Below are 14,767 nucleotides of genomic sequence, written 5' to 3' on the forward strand. Positions count from 1 at the left end.
TTGTCAGGCCTGCTGCGCGTACGGCGCGGCAGCCTCTGAATCGGCGCTGTGGTTTCTCACGAAATCAACGCTTAACTCGATCACGCGCCGGTATTGCAAGTCGACGGTAATCATGTGGTAACAGTTGTCGAGCAGCACCTTGGTCACCGGGCCGCCCAGGCGACGTTCGACATAATCGGCATTCCAGCGGCTGGTGATGTCGTCCTCACTGGAATGAATCACCAGCGCGGGCGTCATCACCTTGGGCATGGCGCGTTTGACTGCCGCGATCAGGCGATGCAACTCGCGCACGCTGACGCCCGACATGGTCAACAGCCCGGCATGACTGCTTTCGCCTGCTTTCATCTGGCGTTCAACGATGGCGCGCAAACGCGGGTCTTTGATCCCGTAGGGCGGTGTTTCGTTGAAGCGACACAGGTGCACGCCGAACGGAATCGCCATCAGCAGCGGTGTCAACACCGCCGCTTTTGGCATGTTCCAGCCGTCGTAGCGCAGGGTCGTGGAATACAGCAGCAAGCCCGCGACCTGCCCAGGGTGTTCGGCAGCCAGGTGCATCGACATCACCGCGCCCATGGACAGCCCGCCGACAAACACCTGAGCGTGTTTTTGGCGAATGCCGACAAAGGTGTTGCGGGCGCTGGCGTACCAGTCTTGCCAGCCCGTGGCTTGCAAATCGGCGTTGTCGCCGCAATGCCCGGCCAGCGTCGGGACGTACACCGTACAGCCCTCTTTGGCCAGGCCCATGGCCACCCGACGCAACTCTGTCGGGGTGCCGGTCAGGCCGTGGATTAACAACACCGCGACCTCACCGGTGCCGATCACGAAACCGGCGTCGCCTTCACCCAAGTCGATGGCGCCTGTCAGTGAAACGGCCGCGTTCACCGCTGCATGGCCCGGTGCAGCAGGCGGTCGAGCAGGGCGATGCCGAGGTCGATTTCTGCGTAGCTGATTTCCAGCGACGGGGCCAGGGTGATGACGTTTTTGTAGTAGCCGCCCACGTCCAGAATCAGGCCCAGACGCTTGCCATCGATGTCGATGTCGCCCTTCATGCCTTCTTCCACCATGTAGTCCAGGGTCGCTTTGTCCGGGGTAAAGCCGTCCGGGCCGCAGATTTCGCAGCGCAGCGCCAGCCCCAGGCCGTCCACGTCCCCGATGATCGGGTAGCGCTTTTGCAGGTCTTGCAACCCGGCCAGGAAGTGCTTGCCCTTGGCCATGACCATCGCGCCGTAATCGACTTCGTGGGTCATCTTGAACATCTCCAGGCCCACGGCGGTGCCCAGCGGGTTGGAGGCGAAGGTGGAGTGCGTGGAGCCTGGCGGGAATACCGTCGGGTTGATCAGCTCTTCGCGGGCCCAAATGCCGCCCAGCGGGTTGAGGCCGTTGGTCAATGCTTTGCCGAATACGATCACGTCGGGTTTGACGTCGAAGTGTTCAATCGACCACAGCTTGCCGGTGCGCCAAAAGCCCATCTGGATTTCATCGACCACCATCAAGATGCCGTGCTGATCCAGCACGTGCTTGAGCTCGCTATAGAAGTTCATCGGGGGAATGACGTAGCCGCCAGTGCCCTGAATCGGTTCGACGTAAAACGCGGCGTATTCGCTCTGGCCGACTTTCGGGTCCCACACGCCGTTGTATTCCGTCTCAAACAAACGGGCGAATTGCTGCACGCAATGGCTGCCGTATTCTTCCTTGGTCATGCCCTTCGGCCCACGGAAGTGGTACGGGAACGGAATAAAGTTGGCGCGCTCGCCAAAGTGGCCATAGCGGCGACGGTAGCGGTAGCTGGACGTGATCGCGGACGCGCCGAGGGTGCGCCCGTGGTAGCCGCCTTCGAACGCGAACATCAGGCTTTTGCCGTTGCTGGCGTTACGCACCACTTTCAACGAGTCTTCGATGGACTGCGAACCGCCCACGTTGAAATGCACACGGCCGTCCAGACCGAACTTGTTTTTGGCATCGACGGCGATGCACTCCGACAGCTCGATTTTGCCCTTGTGCAGGTACTGGCTGGCAATTTGCGGCAGGGTGTCGATTTGCTGTTTCAGCGCGTTGTTCAGGCGCGGGTTGGCGTACCCGAAGTTGACCGCCGAGTACCACATTTGCAGGTCGAGGTAGGCTTGATCTTCGGTGTCCCAAACGTAGGAACCTTCGCAGCGGCTGAAAATACGCGGGGGCTCAATGTAGTGAACGGTGTCGCCGTAAGAGCAGTATTTGGCTTCTTTTTCCAGAAGGATCTGGTCTTCAGGGGTGGCGATTCGGATGTCAGACATGGTTGAAGAGTTCCTGCTGTTCACGAGAAAAGTGGGGGGCGTTGGCGGCATGGTTCGGCAAGCGGGCGAGCAAGGCGGGCAGTTCAGCGAACGAATCGAAGCGCGCGTAAGGAATGCCATTGCGCTCGCAATGGTCGGCCAGGCTGTCCTTGGCAAACACAAAGTCGGCTTTGGCGGCCACGCACATGTCTGAGCGACCGTCACCGATCACCAGCACGCGTTTGCCTGCGGGGGTGGAGGCGCATTTGCAATTACCCGAGGCCGCGCGGCATGCGTCGCTGGCGTAGGGGAAATCGATGCGCCAGCTGTGCTGGTCGACCTGACGCAGCCGATTGGCAAGGATCGGCAGCAAGGTCACGTAGTGACGGGCCAGAATCCGTGCGATGCCTTGTTCGATGCCGTCACTGACGACTTCGAGGGAGGCGCCCCGTGCCATGACGTGATCGACGAAATCCGGGAAGTCCGGGTCGATCTCAACGCTGTCGAAATAGGCCAGCAATTGCGCGGGTGACGCGTTGACCAGTGACAGTTGGCGGCTCAGGCATTCCCGCGAGCCAATCTCGCCCTGCACCCATTGCGCTTCAATGGCTTGCCAGCTTGGGTCGGCGAAGCGCTGAAGAATGTTGTCGATGACGTCAGTCCGGGTGATGGTCCCGTCGAAGTCACACACGATATGCCATTGCATCATCTGCGTTGTCCTGTGGAGGAGGTGCGCACAGTGCGCTTGCAACAGGGGATTGCATTGACTGTGCCAACCTGCGCACGCCCGGCGGGCCGGGGCTTTGAGTGAGACGGGGGTTCAGCGGGGGGGTTGAAGCTACAATTTTTGTAGGTTGCTACAAACAACATCAGTGCTTGCGCAGGGTGGGCAAAACAGGGATTGATGCGCGCCTGAACCTCCACGGAACCCCTGAGATGAAAACGCCCTTGCCTGCTGTTTTGCTGTTTGTCCTGTTCGGTTCGGCGGGGGTGTTCGCCGCCGATGGCCCGACTGGCGAAATCGGTGCAGGCGTGGGTTATCAGCCTTATGACCCGAGCGCCAGCCGTTATGAAACCGTGCCGTTGCCGTATGTCGATGTGGAGTGGGGCGATGTCAGCCTGGACACCGAGGATGGCCTGAGCTGGCGTGCGCTCCAGGCTGGCGACTGGACGGTGGGGCCGTTCGTTAACTACCTGCCGGGGCGTGATGCCAACGGCTCGTTGCGTGGTTTGCGCGATGTCTCGGACATGGCCCAACTGGGCGGTTTTGTGCAGTACAGCCCGGCCGAATTCTGGCGGGTGTACGCCAAGCTGGGGCAAGCGGTCGGCGGCGCAGGCGGTCAGGGCGGGGTGCTGGGGCAAGTCGGTGGCGAGTTGGGTTACCCGCTGGGGAGGGGGATTATCGGCAGCAGCCAGTTAGCCGCTCATTTTGCAGACGGGCGTCAGACCTCAACGTTTTTTGGTGTCAGCAGCCGTGAAGCGCAAGCGTCAGGCATCGGCGCGTACAAGGCCAGCGGCGGGTTCCAGCAGATCAGCCTGACCCAGAACCTTGAGTTCCCGCTGGCCGCGCACTGGTCGCTGGTGGCCAGTGCCAGCTGGATGCACCTGCTGGGATCGGCCGCGGACAGCAGCATCGTCAAAGAACGCGGCGAGGTGAACCAGGGCAGCGTGCAGACGGCCATCAGTTATACATTCTGACCCCGCTGCCGCCCTGTGCGCAGGCGGATCAATGCTCAGGTTCACCGTCGGCCAGCAGGGCGATGCCGATCATGATCACGGCCACACCCACCCAGTGCAGGACACTGATGTGTTCCCCCAGCCCGAGCCACGAGCCGAGCAAGACGCCGACGAACACCAGCGAACTCAACGGGAATGCCAGCGACAAACTGCTGCGGCGCAGAATCAGCATCCACACGAAAAACGCCCCGATGTAGCAGGCAATGGCGACCCACACGCCGGGGTTCATCATCACCGCGTGGAGCCATTGCAGGCTGAAGTCCATCTGTCCCAGTTGGTCGCCGCCCACTTTGGTGGCGATCTGCCCACTGCTTTCCAGCGCAATCAGCAGCGCCCACAGCACAACGGTGCCCAACCGCCCGTGAAGCCAACCGTCTGCGGCAGTGTTCAGGGTGTTTTCAGATTGCATGTTCAACTCCTCAGGTCCCGGCGATGCAGACCAGCATCACGCCAACGGTAATCACCAGTGTGCCCAGCCAGCGGCGCCGACTGACGTGTTCGCCGAGCAGCACGCTGCCAGCGAACACTACGCCGCAATACGCCAGGGCTGCGGCGGGAAACAACAAACTCAAGGGCGCGCGCGACAGCGCTTCCAGCCAGACGAAAAACTCGATCACGTAGGCGGCGATCCCGGCCCACAGCATCGGTGCGTTAAATACTTGTGCCCAGAAGGCATTGAGGCGGAAGCCGCCCTCCAGCTCAGGCAAGCGGTCGAGGCCGATTTTGAAACACAGCTGCCCGATCACATCGAGCACGATGGAAAACGCCACCAGCGCAATCACGATCAGGGTCACGGAAAAAGCTCCTCAAACAGTGTGATCAATGCCTCGTTGGTGTGGGCATTGCGCAGCAGGTCCTGCTCGCTCCAACGCTGCGGCGGGGGCTGGTCGGATTTGGCCTCCCAGCGTTTGAGCCAATTGCGGTGCGGGGCCTTGGCAAACTCGCCGCACACGTCGATCCCCAGTACACGTGTGCGTGCGGCCAAGGCGCGGATGGCGTGCAGCAAGTGGGTCAGGCGCATGCCGCCTTGATCCCAGTTGGTGGCGGCGTCTTCGCTGGCCAGCACGTCTTTGTCGATCGTGATCCACACCGCCCCGGTGGGCAGGTCGTCGATCAGGGCGTCGATAAACGCGGGCCAGTCCTCGTCCGCAAGGTTGCGCCAGTGCAGCAGGTTTTCATGTTGCTCATGGCCCGGCCCATCGCCGATGCGGCCCCAGACTTGAGTGGGTGCGTGCTGCCAGGGGAACAGTTGCAAGTGCCCGCGTTGCAGGGCGCCCAGATTGCCGCCCTTGATTTGCGGGTTTTCCAGGTCGTCGCTGCACGGGCCCAGGGTGATGATGCGCGCAATGTTGGGCATTTCGAGCGCACGATTGACCCAGGAACCGCAATGGCGCTTGGGCGCCAGGCGCACCCAGTCGGGGTGATTGTCAAAGTGGATCAGGCTGACGGGCTCCGGCAAATCGCTGAGCAATGCCGGGGTCAGGTGGTGATAGTCGCCGGAACCGACAAAGAACAGTTCAGGCCGGTGCGCCGGGCGCGGCGGTCGTTTTTTCAGCTGTTGCTCGAAGCGCCGATAGGTGCGCTCGGTTGACCATAACCGCAGTTGCGGGCCAAGCGCCAGCAGGTCAAGGCGCGTGGCACGGCCATCCAGCAGCCGTTCAGCGATGGCGGGTTGCGCCGTCAGGCTGGAATCGAGATCGAGAATGTTCAACGTCAGCTTTACCCCATTCAATCCCCGCCGGATCAAGCCCGGCGGGCGTTAAGGGGTAAATGCAAGGGACGGGCCAAGGTGTCAGCGAGGTGAGCGGCGCCGCCGGTTTGGGGTCAGTGGAGCCTGACCCAGACGCTGACCAATACGGTTGCGGCCATGAGCCAGGCCACCGCTGCCAGCGCCAGCGAGGCTTCAAGGCGCATGCGGTCGACCAGCACGTACAAGGCCGCCAGGTACACAAAGTAGGGAATGATCGACCACATGCCGAACACGATGGTGGTTTTCAGGTCCTCGATGGACCGGCCTTTGCCCACGATGTAATGCGCGATCAGGGCGAAGGTTGGAAACAGCGGCACCAGCCCGGCAATGTAGTAGTTTCTGGTTTTTGCCAGCATGGCCAGAATGATGACCACGCCTGCCCCGAGTGCCGCTTTTAAAATCAGATCCATCAGTGCGCCAAACCGTATTTTTTAACTTTATCGAACAGGGTGGTCTTGGCCATGCCCAGCTCCTGGCTGGCTTGGGTCAAGTTGCCACCACTGCGTTGCAGGGCGTCGTTGAGCAGGTTGCGCTCGAAGGCTTCCACCGCTTCTGAAAACCCCAGCCCTTGCGCAACACTGCCGCCGGTTTTCTTAAACGCGGGCAGCCCCAGGGCAAAGCGTTCAGCCACGTTACGCAGCTCGCGCACGTTCCCGGGCCAGTCGTGGCTCATGAGGCTGGAGAGGGTCTGGTTGTCCAGCTCGGGCGCGGCGCGGTCGAAGCGCAAGGAGGATTGCTGCAAGAAATATTCGAACAATTGCAGGATGTCTTCGCGGCGCTCGCGCAAAGGCGGCAGTTCGAGGGTGACCACGTTCAGCCGGTAGTACAGGTCGCTGCGAAACTGGTTGGCTTTGCCCAGTTGGTCGAGGTCGGATTTGGTGGCCGCAATCACGCGGCAATCGACATCAATGCTCTGGTTCGAGCCCAGACGTTCGAGTGTGCGTTCTTGCAGCACCCGCAGCAGTTTGATTTGCAAGTTCAGGGGCATGCTTTCGACTTCATCGAGAAACAGCGTGCCGCCGTCGGCGTGTTCGATTTTGCCGATCCGCCGTTTGCCCGCCCCCGTGAAGGCATTGGCTTCGTGGCCAAAGATTTCACTTTCGAACAAGTTCTCGGGCAAGCCGCCGCAGTTCAGGGCGACGAACTGTTGGGGGTGGCGTCGACTGAAGTCGTGCAGGCAGCGGGCGACCAGTTCCTTGCCGGTGCCGGTTTCGCCTTCGATCAGCACGTTGGCAGACGTATCAGCAACGTTGGCAATCAGTTCGCGCAAGTGTTGCATGGCGGGCGAGCGCCCAATGATGCGGCCTTCCAGGGAATCGCGCTCCGCCAGTTGCCGACGCAGCGACCACACTTCACGGGCCAGGCTGCGTTGTTCCAGCGCGCGACGCACGACGTCCACCAAGCGCTCGGGGGAAAACGGTTTTTCCATGAAGTCATAGGCCCCATCGCGCATTGCGCCCACGGCCATGGAAATGTCGCCGTGCCCGGTAATCAACACCACGGGCAGGCTGTGGTCGCGGGCCTTGAGGCGTTTTAGCAGTTCGAGGCCATCAATGCCGGGCAGTCGAATATCGCTGATGACGATGCCGGGGAAATTGTCACCCACCAGTGCCAGGGCTTGTTCGGCGCTGCTTACGCCTTCGCTGCGGATGTCTTCCAGGGCCAGCGCCTGCTGGCAACCCAGCAGGACATGGGGGTCGTCTTCGACAATCAGGACGCTTAATTCAGGGTTCATAGCGGCTCGGCCTTAACGGGTTGCAGCAACGGTAATAAAAGGACAAACGCAACACCACCGCTGGCCGGGAATTCAACGCTCAGGCTGCCACCGGCGGCGGCCGCGAGGCTGGCTGACAGGGTCAGGCCGAGCCCGAGCCCTTGCTCGCCGGGTTTGGTGGTGAAGAACGGTTCAAACAGGTGCTTGCGGGTTTCGGGGTCAATGCCCGGGCCGTTGTCGCGCACTTGCAGGCGATATTTGCCTTCGCTGACAGCGCCTTCGAGCCACACGTGCGGCGGCGTGCTTTGGCCCTGCATGGCATCAAGCGCGTTGCCGATCAGGTTGATCAGGATTTGCTCGAGCCGCGTCTGGTCAATTTTCAAATGGGCGTCGCTGAAATCACGGTGCACGCTTGCGCCCGACGCTTCCAGCCGGGCATCGAGCAGTTGCAAGGCGGCGTCTACGGCGTGGCTCAGGCTGGCATGACCATCGTCGTCGCCGCGCCGCGCAAATGAGCGCAGGTTGGCGGTGATACGGCCCATGCGGTCCACCAGGTTGTTGATGGTGCCGAGGTTTTCAGCCGCCACTTTCAAGTCGCCACGCTCCAGGAACCGGACCGTGTTGCCCGAGAGCGTGCGCAAGGCGGCCAAGGGCTGGTTGAGTTCGTGGGCAATGCTGGTGGACATTTGCCCGATCGCAGCAAGTTTGCCAGCCTGCACCAGTTCGTCCTGGGCGCGGCGCAGGGTGTCTTCGGCCTGACGCCGTTCGCGTATCTGCCCTTTGAGGCGTTCGTTACTGGCGCGCAGGTGGGTGGTGCGTTCGGTGATTTTCCGTTCCAGCTGATTGTTGGCTTCTTGCAGGGCTTCGCGTGCGGCCAGCCGGGTGGCAATCACCTTGCGCCGCTCGTTCCACGCGATGAGCAGGAAGGCCAGCAGGGCAAAGCCGACCGCCACCAGCATGCCCTGATTCGCGGCCTCGCGACGCAGGTCTTGCAGGGGCGTGAGCAGGGTGATGTCCCACGGTGTGTCGTTGAGGTTGCGCGTTTGCGCCAGATAGCTGACTTGCTGATGATCGGTGATGACTTCGCTGTTGGTGGCGAAGGTGACTTTCTCGACGCCTTCGGCCAACTGTTCGCGCTGCAACGGTTGCAGCTCGTTGAGCGGCCACCAGTAGTACTGAAGGCTGCGCGCGAGTTTTTCTTTGGTGTCGGCCGAAAGCGGTCTGACTGATTTCAGGCGCCGGGTAGGGTCGCTGGACAAGATGATGATGCCGTTCTCATCGCTGACGTAGGCTTCAAGCCGTGCCCGCTGCCAGCGTTCTTCCAGGGCTTCCAGGCGCACTTTAATGACTGCGACGCCGATGATTTTGCCTTGTTCTTCCAGCCCGTGGGCCAGGTAGTAACCGGGCTCGCCGCTGGTACTGCCGATGCCGTAGAAGCGCCCCGGTTGGCCGCGTACGGCGTCTTGAAAGTACGCCCGAAAGGACAGGTCTTCACCCAGGTAGCTGTCGGCATCTCGCCAGTTGCTGGTGGCCAGCACCCGCCCCGTGGTGTCGAGGACATAGATGGCGCGGCTGCGGCTGCGGCGGTTGAGGCCTTCTAGGTATTGATTGACGGTGTTGCGGTTCTGCAAATTCGGGTCGGCCAACAGCTTCGATACGCTGGACTCAAGCTCCAGCAAGCTGGGCAGGTAAGTGTATTTGCCGAGTTCACTTTCGACGGTGCGGGCGTGCAGCTCCAGCTGGCGTTCACCGTTTTCGCTGAGGGCGCGGATACCGAAATGCTCGCTGACGCGATAGCCCGCGTACCCGAGGCCGATAGTCAGCAGGATAATCAGGGGCGGCAACAGCCAATGGCGCAGCAGACGAGGTTTCACGGCAAGTGAGGGCGGGGCACCGCGATAAAGTGTGGGGTCGCATTTCATCACAGATGCCTTGGGTCAACCACTGCGCAATAAAGAGGTGGCCAATGCTGTAACCGGGCGCAGGCTGCGCCCGGTTACAGGCGTGTGGCGAACACCCTGACGGGTGGTTGAGTTATCAGTGCTGCAGGATCTTGCCCAAGAAGTCCTGAGCGCGTTGCGAGCGGGCGCTCACATCGCCAAAGAACTCATCTTTCTGACAGTCTTCGACGATTTTGCCCTGATCCATGAAGATGACCCGGTCGGCCACTTTGCGGGCAAAGCCCATTTCATGGGTGACGCACATCATGGTCATGCCTTCGTGGGCCAGTTGCACCATCACGTCGAGCACTTCGTTGACCATTTCCGGGTCGAGGGCTGAAGTGGGTTCGTCAAACAGCATGACAATCGGGTCCATCGCCAGCGCACGGGCAATCGCCACACGCTGTTGCTGGCCGCCCGACAGTTGGCCAGGGTGTTTGTGGGCGTGGGCCGACAAGCCCACGCGTTCCAGCAACTCAAGGCCTTTTTTGGTGGCTTCGGCTTTGCTGCGCCCCAGTACCTTGACCTGAGCAATGGTCAGGTTTTCGGTGATGGTCATGTGCGGGAACAGTTCGAAATGCTGGAACACCATGCCCACGCGCGAACGCAATTTCGGCAGGTTGGTTTTAGGGTCGGCTATCGAAATGCCGTCCACTACGATGTCGCCTTTCTGGAACGGTTCAAGGGCGTTGACGCACTTGATCAGGGTCGACTTGCCGGAGCCCGATGGCCCGCAGACCACCACCACTTCACCTTTTTTGACTTCAGTACTGCAATCGGTCAGTACCTGAAAGTCCCCGTACCACTTGTTGATGTTCTTGATCGAGATCATACGGCAAACCTTTTTTGCAGACGCTTGACCAGCAGCGAGGCGGAAAAGCTGATGATGAAATACACCAGACCGGCGAAGATCAGGAACTCATTGGAGCGGCCGATGATATCGCCGCTTGAGCGCGAGGCATTGAGGAAGTCCACAAGGCCTACGGTGTAAACCAGCGAGGTGTCCTGGAACAGGATGATGCTTTGTTGCAGCAGCAGCGGGGTCATTTTGCGGAATGCCTGAGGCAGGATGATCAGGCGCATGGCCTGGCCGTAACTCATGCCCAGCGCTTTGGCGGCGCCCATCTGGCCTTTAGGAATGGCTTGTACGCCCGCTCGCACGATCTCGCAGAAGTACGCCGCTTCGAACATGACGAATGCCACCAGGCACGACTCGAAGGCGCCGATCGGGGTGTCTTCACCCGTGATCCAGCGCAGCACGAAGGGAACGGCCAGGTAGAACCAGGTGATGACCAGCAGCAACGGAATCGAGCGGAAGTAGTTGACGTAGGCGCCCGCCAGATTGGACAGCCACTTGCTTGAAGACAGGCGCATGAGGGCCAAAACGGTCCCCAGCGCTACGCCGCCGATCACGCCCATCACCATCAGCTTGAGGGTCATGATCATGCCGTTCCACAGGCCCGGCAGGGCAGGGACGATCCCGCTGAAATCAAAGAAGTCCATTATTTGCCCCCCAGAGACATGAGGCCGGGTACGGCGACTTTCTTCTCGATCAGGCGCATGAGCAACATCAGGCTCATGTTCAAGGTGAAGTAAATCAACGTGGCCAAGGTGAAGGCTTCAAACAGGTTGGCTGAGAATTCGGCTGTCTGTTTGGTTTGCGCCAGCAGTTCCATCAAACCGATCAACGAGGCCACCGACGAGTTCTTGAACACGTTGAGGAATTCGGAAGTGAGTGGCGGAATGATGATCCGGTACGCCTGAGGCAGCAGCACGTGCCAGTAAATCTGCGTCATGCTGAAACCCATGGCGCGAGCGGCTGACTCCTGACCGCGGGGCAGCGCTTCGATACCGGTACGCACTTGTTCGCACACCCGGGCGGCGGTGAACAGGCCCAGGCACACCACGACGCTCAGATAAGCCGAGGTGGTCGGGTTGAGGTCTTGCTTGTACCACTCCTGCAAGTCCGGCGGCAGCAGATCGGGCACCAGGAAGTACCAGATGAACAACTGCACCAGCAGCGGTACGTTACGGAAGATTTCAACGTAAAGGGTGGCGATGCCGGCGATGAAGCGGTTCGGCAGGGTGCGCATCACGCCCAGCAGCGAACCCAGCATCAAGGCAACGATCCAGGCGACGACAGCGATCGCGATGGTCCAGCCCAAGCCCGAAATAAACCAGTCGAGATACGTCTCGCTGCCTACGCCGGTGGACTTGAAAAACACGGTCCAGTCCCAGTTGTAATTCATGCAGGGTCTCCCCTCAGATGGTTCTAGTCACAAGCACTTGCTTCAGGGAATCCGTTCTCACCTGACACGATCGTCAGGCACACGCTCCCCGCTCGACAACCGGCGGGTCGAGTGCTCTCTAATGCAGTCAGTAGCGAGTACAGCGGGTGATCAAGGCTACCGGGCGCGATTATTCACGCCCGGTAGTAACCGGCATCAGGCTTTTGGCTTGTCGTCAGCAGGCTTATCGGTAGGGTTTGCGATCAGCGCTTTTAGCTCGTCGCTCATCGGGAACTGCAGGTTCAGCCCCTTAGGCGGGATTGGCTGCTGGAACCACTTGTCGTAGATCTTGTTGATTTCGCCAGACTTGTAGGTCGCAACGATGGCGTCATCCACGGCCTTTTTGAAGTCAGGATCGCCTTTGCGCATCATGCAACCGTAGATTTCGTACGATTGAGGCGTACCGGTTACAGCCCAGTCAGTGGGCTTCTTGGCCTTGGCCATTTCACCGGCGAGCAGGGCGTCGTCCATCATGAATGCGACGGCGCGGCCCGATTCGAGCATGTTGAACGCTTCACCGTGGTCTTTTGCCGAGATCACGTTCATGCCCATCTGCTTGTCGGCGTTCATGGCCTTGAGAATGCGCTCGGAAGTGGTCCCGGCGGTGGTCACGACGTTTTTGCCTTTCAGGTCAGCGAAATCTTTGTATGGCGAGTCTTTTTTGGACAGCAGACGGGTACCGATTTCGAAGATGCCGACCGAGAAGTCGACTTGCTGGGCGCGTTCGGCGTTGTTGGTGGTAGAGCCACATTCAACGTCGACGGTGCCGTTCTGTACGAGCGGGATGCGGGTCTGGGAGGTGACCAGGTTGTACTTGACCTTGAGGTCCGGCATGTCGAGCTGCTTTTTCAGGCCTTCGACAATTGCCAGTTGCACATCGTGGGAGTAACCCACCGGTTTACCGGAAGCGTCCGCGATGTAGGAGAACGGGATGGAGGAGTCACGATGCCCAAGGGTGATGGTGCCGGATTCTTTGATTTTCTTCAGTGTGCCGGTCAATTCGGCAGCAAAAACTGGAGTGCTAATCAGGGCTGCAGTAATGGCTGCGGCCAAAAGTTGCGGGACGATGCGCATCGGTGGTTCCTCGACATTGTTTTTTTTATTGAGCCAGTTCACTGGACCCTTTATGTACTTCGAACAACTCAACAGGCTAAGGCTGTTTAAGCAGTCGGCCCAGAGTGTAGAGCATGAGTCGTGCCAGATCCTGTTAATAAAGCTAACACTTTGATTTATATGGGGTTATAGGTTTGTTGCAGGCAGGCGTGAACATGCGGTTGCCCGGAAAGCCGAACTTGCATGAAGGACCGCGTTCGGAAATCCGAATGATTCGGGGGAGCCGCGATAAAAAAACGCCCACATCGAGGTGGGCGTTAAAGGGAGAGTTAAGCGGCTTCTACCTTGCGGTGTTTGAGGTTCAGGCTGGCCATGTAGTGGGCCAGGTGTTGCTGTTCTTCGGCGGTGGTGAACAACCCCAGCTTGGTGCGGCGCCACAGGATGTCCTGAGCGTCCAGGGCCCATTCCTGACTGCACAGGTAGTCAACTTCGCGGCTGTATAAGCCGCTGCCAATGTGCTCACCCATATCTTCCAGGCCTTGCGCGCCTTCCAGCAGCGTCCAGGCGCGGTTGCCATACGTAATGGCCCAGCGCTTGGCGATAGCGGCATCCAGCCAGCTGTGTTTACTGACCAAGGCTGCGCTCAGTGCCGCCGGGGTGGTCATGTCTTCGCCACCGGGCAAGGTAGCGGCTGCCGTCCAGCTGGGTTTGATCTGGGTGAAGAACGGAGTCAGTTGAGCCATCGCCGACTCTGCCAGTTTGCGGTAGGTGGTCAGCTTGCCGCCAAACACCGACAACAAAGGTGCTTCGCCCGGCGCGCCAGACAAAGCCAGCGTGTAGTCACGGGTTACGGCGGACGGATTGTCGGACTCGTCATTGCACAGCGGACGCACCCCGGAGTAAGTGCGCAGGATATCGTCGCGGCTCAACTGCTTTTTGAAGTGAGCGTTGACCACATTCAGCAGGTAATCCGTTTCTTGCTCAGTGATGCTGACCTTGGCCGGGTCGCCTGTGTATTCGCGATCAGTGGTGCCGATGATGGTGAACTGATCCATGTACGGAATGGTGAACACGATGCGCTGGTCTTCGTTCTGCAGAATGAACGCGTTCGGCGCGTCATACAGCTTCGGCACGATCAAGTGACTGCCCTGGATCAGGCGGATGCCGTAAGGCGAGTCCAGTTTCAGGTCGTCCTTGATGAACTTGGCCACCCACGGGCCGGCGGCATTGACCAGTGCTTTGCTGCGAATTGAGAACAGGCTGCCGTCAGCGCGTTCCAGGTTCAGTTCCCACAGGCCTTTGCTACGACGTGCACCGACGCAACGGGTCTGGGTGTGGACATGAGCGCCTTTTTCACGCGCAGCCATGGCATTGAGTACGACAAGGCGTGCGTCATCAACCCAGCAGTCCGAGTATTCGAAACCTTTGGTGATTTCCGCTTTTAGCGGGCTGTCGGCGCCAAATTTGAGGCTGGTTGAGCCGGCCAATTTTTCACGTTTGCCCAAATGGTCATACAGGAACAGGCCTGCACGGATCATCCAGCCCGGACGCAGGTGCGGGCGGTGTGGCAATACAAAGCGCATCGGTTTGACGATGTGCGGGGCTTTGGCCAACAGCACTTCACGCTCGGCCAAGGCTTCACGCACCAGACGAAACTCGTAATGTTCCAGATAGCGCAGGCCGCCGTGGATCAGCTTGCTGCTGGCTGAGGATGTGTGGCTGGCGAGGTCATCCTTTTCGCAGAGAAACACTGACAGGCCGCGGCCAGCAGCGTCTGCGGCGATGCCGACACCGTTAATTCCGCCGCCAATCACGGCAACGTCGTAAACCTCGGCAAGAGGCGTGGCAGGCAAGGTGGTGTGCGACATGAAGGAGCCTCGCGTTGAATACGCATATTTGAATTCGAACATTAATGTTCATTTTCGAAAATGGTAGCGGATAAACACGCGCACAGCCAGCCTGCTTCGATTGAAAAAACTCATCGAAGACCGGATAAAGGAAGAATTTCGAACATTTACGATGGGTGGGCAGGT

At 59.8% G+C, this 14,767-nt stretch carries 15 protein-coding genes; 1 reads left to right on the forward strand and 14 read right to left on the reverse strand.

What is annotated here, in order from left to right; all coding sequences use genetic code 11:
- Positions 1-3: 3 nt before the first annotated feature.
- The 3 genes from IF654_RS05550 to IF654_RS05560 are packed head-to-tail and all read right to left on the reverse strand — an operon-like array spanning position 4 to position 2,961.
- A complete protein-coding gene (locus tag IF654_RS05550; protein WP_094987373.1) occupies positions 4-882 on the reverse strand; it encodes an alpha/beta hydrolase in 879 nt (292 codons plus the stop codon).
- Complete coding sequence (locus IF654_RS05555; RefSeq protein WP_194862684.1) at positions 879-2,273, reverse strand: aspartate aminotransferase family protein; 1,395 nt, start codon at positions 2,271-2,273, stop codon at positions 879-881. Before IF654_RS05555 ends, IF654_RS05550 begins: the two co-directional genes overlap by 4 nt.
- The gene (locus IF654_RS05560; protein ID WP_194862683.1) at positions 2,266-2,961 is read right to left on the reverse strand and encodes an MtnX-like HAD-IB family phosphatase; all 696 of its coding nucleotides are present in this window, start codon (positions 2,959-2,961) and stop codon (positions 2,266-2,268) included. The genes IF654_RS05555 and IF654_RS05560 overlap by 8 nt, the downstream gene beginning before the upstream one ends.
- 227 nt (positions 2,962-3,188) lie before the next feature.
- Between IF654_RS05560 and IF654_RS05565 the strand changes: the two genes are divergently transcribed.
- Entirely contained in the window at positions 3,189-3,950 is a 762-nt protein-coding gene (locus IF654_RS05565) for a MipA/OmpV family protein (protein WP_047273968.1), read from the forward strand.
- A 28-nt stretch (positions 3,951-3,978) separates the two neighbouring features.
- Here the strand turns inward: IF654_RS05565 and IF654_RS05570 are convergent, their stop codons facing one another.
- The 11 genes from IF654_RS05570 to glpD form a co-directional block, all read right to left on the reverse strand.
- Positions 3,979-4,398, reverse strand: coding sequence for a DMT family transporter (locus tag IF654_RS05570; protein ID WP_194862682.1), 420 nt, complete (start codon positions 4,396-4,398; stop codon positions 3,979-3,981).
- Between the two features lie 10 nt (positions 4,399-4,408).
- Entirely contained in the window at positions 4,409-4,783 is a 375-nt protein-coding gene (locus tag IF654_RS05575) for a DMT family transporter (protein ID WP_047273972.1), read from the reverse strand.
- Positions 4,780-5,700, reverse strand: a complete 921-nt coding sequence (locus tag IF654_RS05580) for an arginase family protein (protein ID WP_047282334.1) — start codon at positions 5,698-5,700, stop codon at positions 4,780-4,782. Before IF654_RS05580 ends, IF654_RS05575 begins: the two co-directional genes overlap by 4 nt.
- Positions 5,701-5,813: 113 nt before the next feature.
- Complete coding sequence (locus IF654_RS05585) at positions 5,814-6,140, reverse strand: GlpM family protein (RefSeq protein WP_169835823.1); 327 nt, start codon at positions 6,138-6,140, stop codon at positions 5,814-5,816.
- A gap of 8 nt (positions 6,141-6,148) precedes the next feature.
- Positions 6,149-7,474: a two-component response regulator AauR gene (gene aauR, locus IF654_RS05590; RefSeq protein ID WP_070413737.1), complete on the reverse strand. Its 1,326-nt coding sequence runs from the start codon at positions 7,472-7,474 to the stop codon at positions 6,149-6,151.
- Positions 7,471-9,375 (reverse strand): two-component sensor histidine kinase AauS, encoded by a 1,905-nt coding sequence (gene aauS, locus IF654_RS05595; RefSeq protein WP_047280079.1) that lies wholly within the window; start codon positions 9,373-9,375, stop codon positions 7,471-7,473. Before aauS ends, aauR begins: the two co-directional genes overlap by 4 nt.
- 115 nt (positions 9,376-9,490) lie before the next feature.
- On the reverse strand, positions 9,491-10,225 hold the full coding sequence (locus IF654_RS05600) for an amino acid ABC transporter ATP-binding protein (RefSeq protein ID WP_047273980.1): 735 nt from the start codon (positions 10,223-10,225) through the stop codon (positions 9,491-9,493).
- Complete coding sequence (locus IF654_RS05605; protein WP_047273982.1) at positions 10,222-10,896, reverse strand: amino acid ABC transporter permease; 675 nt, start codon at positions 10,894-10,896, stop codon at positions 10,222-10,224. The genes IF654_RS05600 and IF654_RS05605 overlap by 4 nt, the downstream gene beginning before the upstream one ends.
- Complete coding sequence (locus IF654_RS05610) at positions 10,896-11,642, reverse strand: amino acid ABC transporter permease (protein ID WP_047273983.1); 747 nt, start codon at positions 11,640-11,642, stop codon at positions 10,896-10,898. The genes IF654_RS05605 and IF654_RS05610 overlap by 1 nt, the downstream gene beginning before the upstream one ends.
- Positions 11,643-11,837: 195 nt before the next feature.
- Positions 11,838-12,755 (reverse strand): glutamate/aspartate ABC transporter substrate-binding protein, encoded by a 918-nt coding sequence (locus IF654_RS05615; RefSeq protein WP_047273986.1) that lies wholly within the window; start codon positions 12,753-12,755, stop codon positions 11,838-11,840.
- A gap of 308 nt (positions 12,756-13,063) precedes the next feature.
- Positions 13,064-14,602 carry a glycerol-3-phosphate dehydrogenase gene (gene glpD / locus IF654_RS05620; protein WP_047279240.1) on the reverse strand — a complete coding sequence of 513 codons (1,539 nt, stop codon included), beginning with the start codon at positions 14,600-14,602 and terminating at the stop codon, positions 13,064-13,066.
- Between the last annotated feature and the right edge of the window lie 165 nt (positions 14,603-14,767).

The organism is Pseudomonas lundensis (genome assembly GCF_015377145.2).
GTDB lineage: Bacteria > Pseudomonadota > Gammaproteobacteria > Pseudomonadales > Pseudomonadaceae > Aquipseudomonas > Aquipseudomonas lundensis.

What these genes read in the sequence shown, in the direction of transcription:
- IF654_RS05555 (WP_194862684.1), bottom strand. Translation starts at nt 2,273, where the DNA reads ATGTCTGACATCCGAATCGCCACCCCTGAAGACCAGATCCTTCTGGAA.
- IF654_RS05560 (WP_194862683.1), bottom strand. Translation starts at nt 2,961, where the DNA reads ATGATGCAATGGCATATCGTGTGTGACTTCGACGGGACCATCACCCGG.
- IF654_RS05565 (WP_047273968.1), top strand. Translation starts at nt 3,189, where the DNA reads ATGAAAACGCCCTTGCCTGCTGTTTTGCTGTTTGTCCTGTTCGGTTCG.
- IF654_RS05570 (WP_194862682.1), bottom strand. Translation starts at nt 4,398, where the DNA reads ATGCAATCTGAAAACACCCTGAACACTGCCGCAGACGGTTGGCTTCAC.
- aauR (WP_070413737.1), bottom strand. Translation starts at nt 7,474, where the DNA reads ATGAACCCTGAATTAAGCGTCCTGATTGTCGAAGACGACCCCCATGTC.
- aauS (WP_047280079.1), bottom strand. Translation starts at nt 9,375, where the DNA reads ATGAAATGCGACCCCACACTTTATCGCGGTGCCCCGCCCTCACTTGCC.
- IF654_RS05600 (WP_047273980.1), bottom strand. Translation starts at nt 10,225, where the DNA reads ATGATCTCGATCAAGAACATCAACAAGTGGTACGGGGACTTTCAGGTA.
- IF654_RS05605 (WP_047273982.1), bottom strand. Translation starts at nt 10,896, where the DNA reads ATGGACTTCTTTGATTTCAGCGGGATCGTCCCTGCCCTGCCGGGCCTG.
- IF654_RS05610 (WP_047273983.1), bottom strand. Translation starts at nt 11,642, where the DNA reads ATGAATTACAACTGGGACTGGACCGTGTTTTTCAAGTCCACCGGCGTA.
- IF654_RS05615 (WP_047273986.1), bottom strand. Translation starts at nt 12,755, where the DNA reads ATGCGCATCGTCCCGCAACTTTTGGCCGCAGCCATTACTGCAGCCCTG.
- glpD (WP_047279240.1), bottom strand. Translation starts at nt 14,602, where the DNA reads ATGTCGCACACCACCTTGCCTGCCACGCCTCTTGCCGAGGTTTACGAC.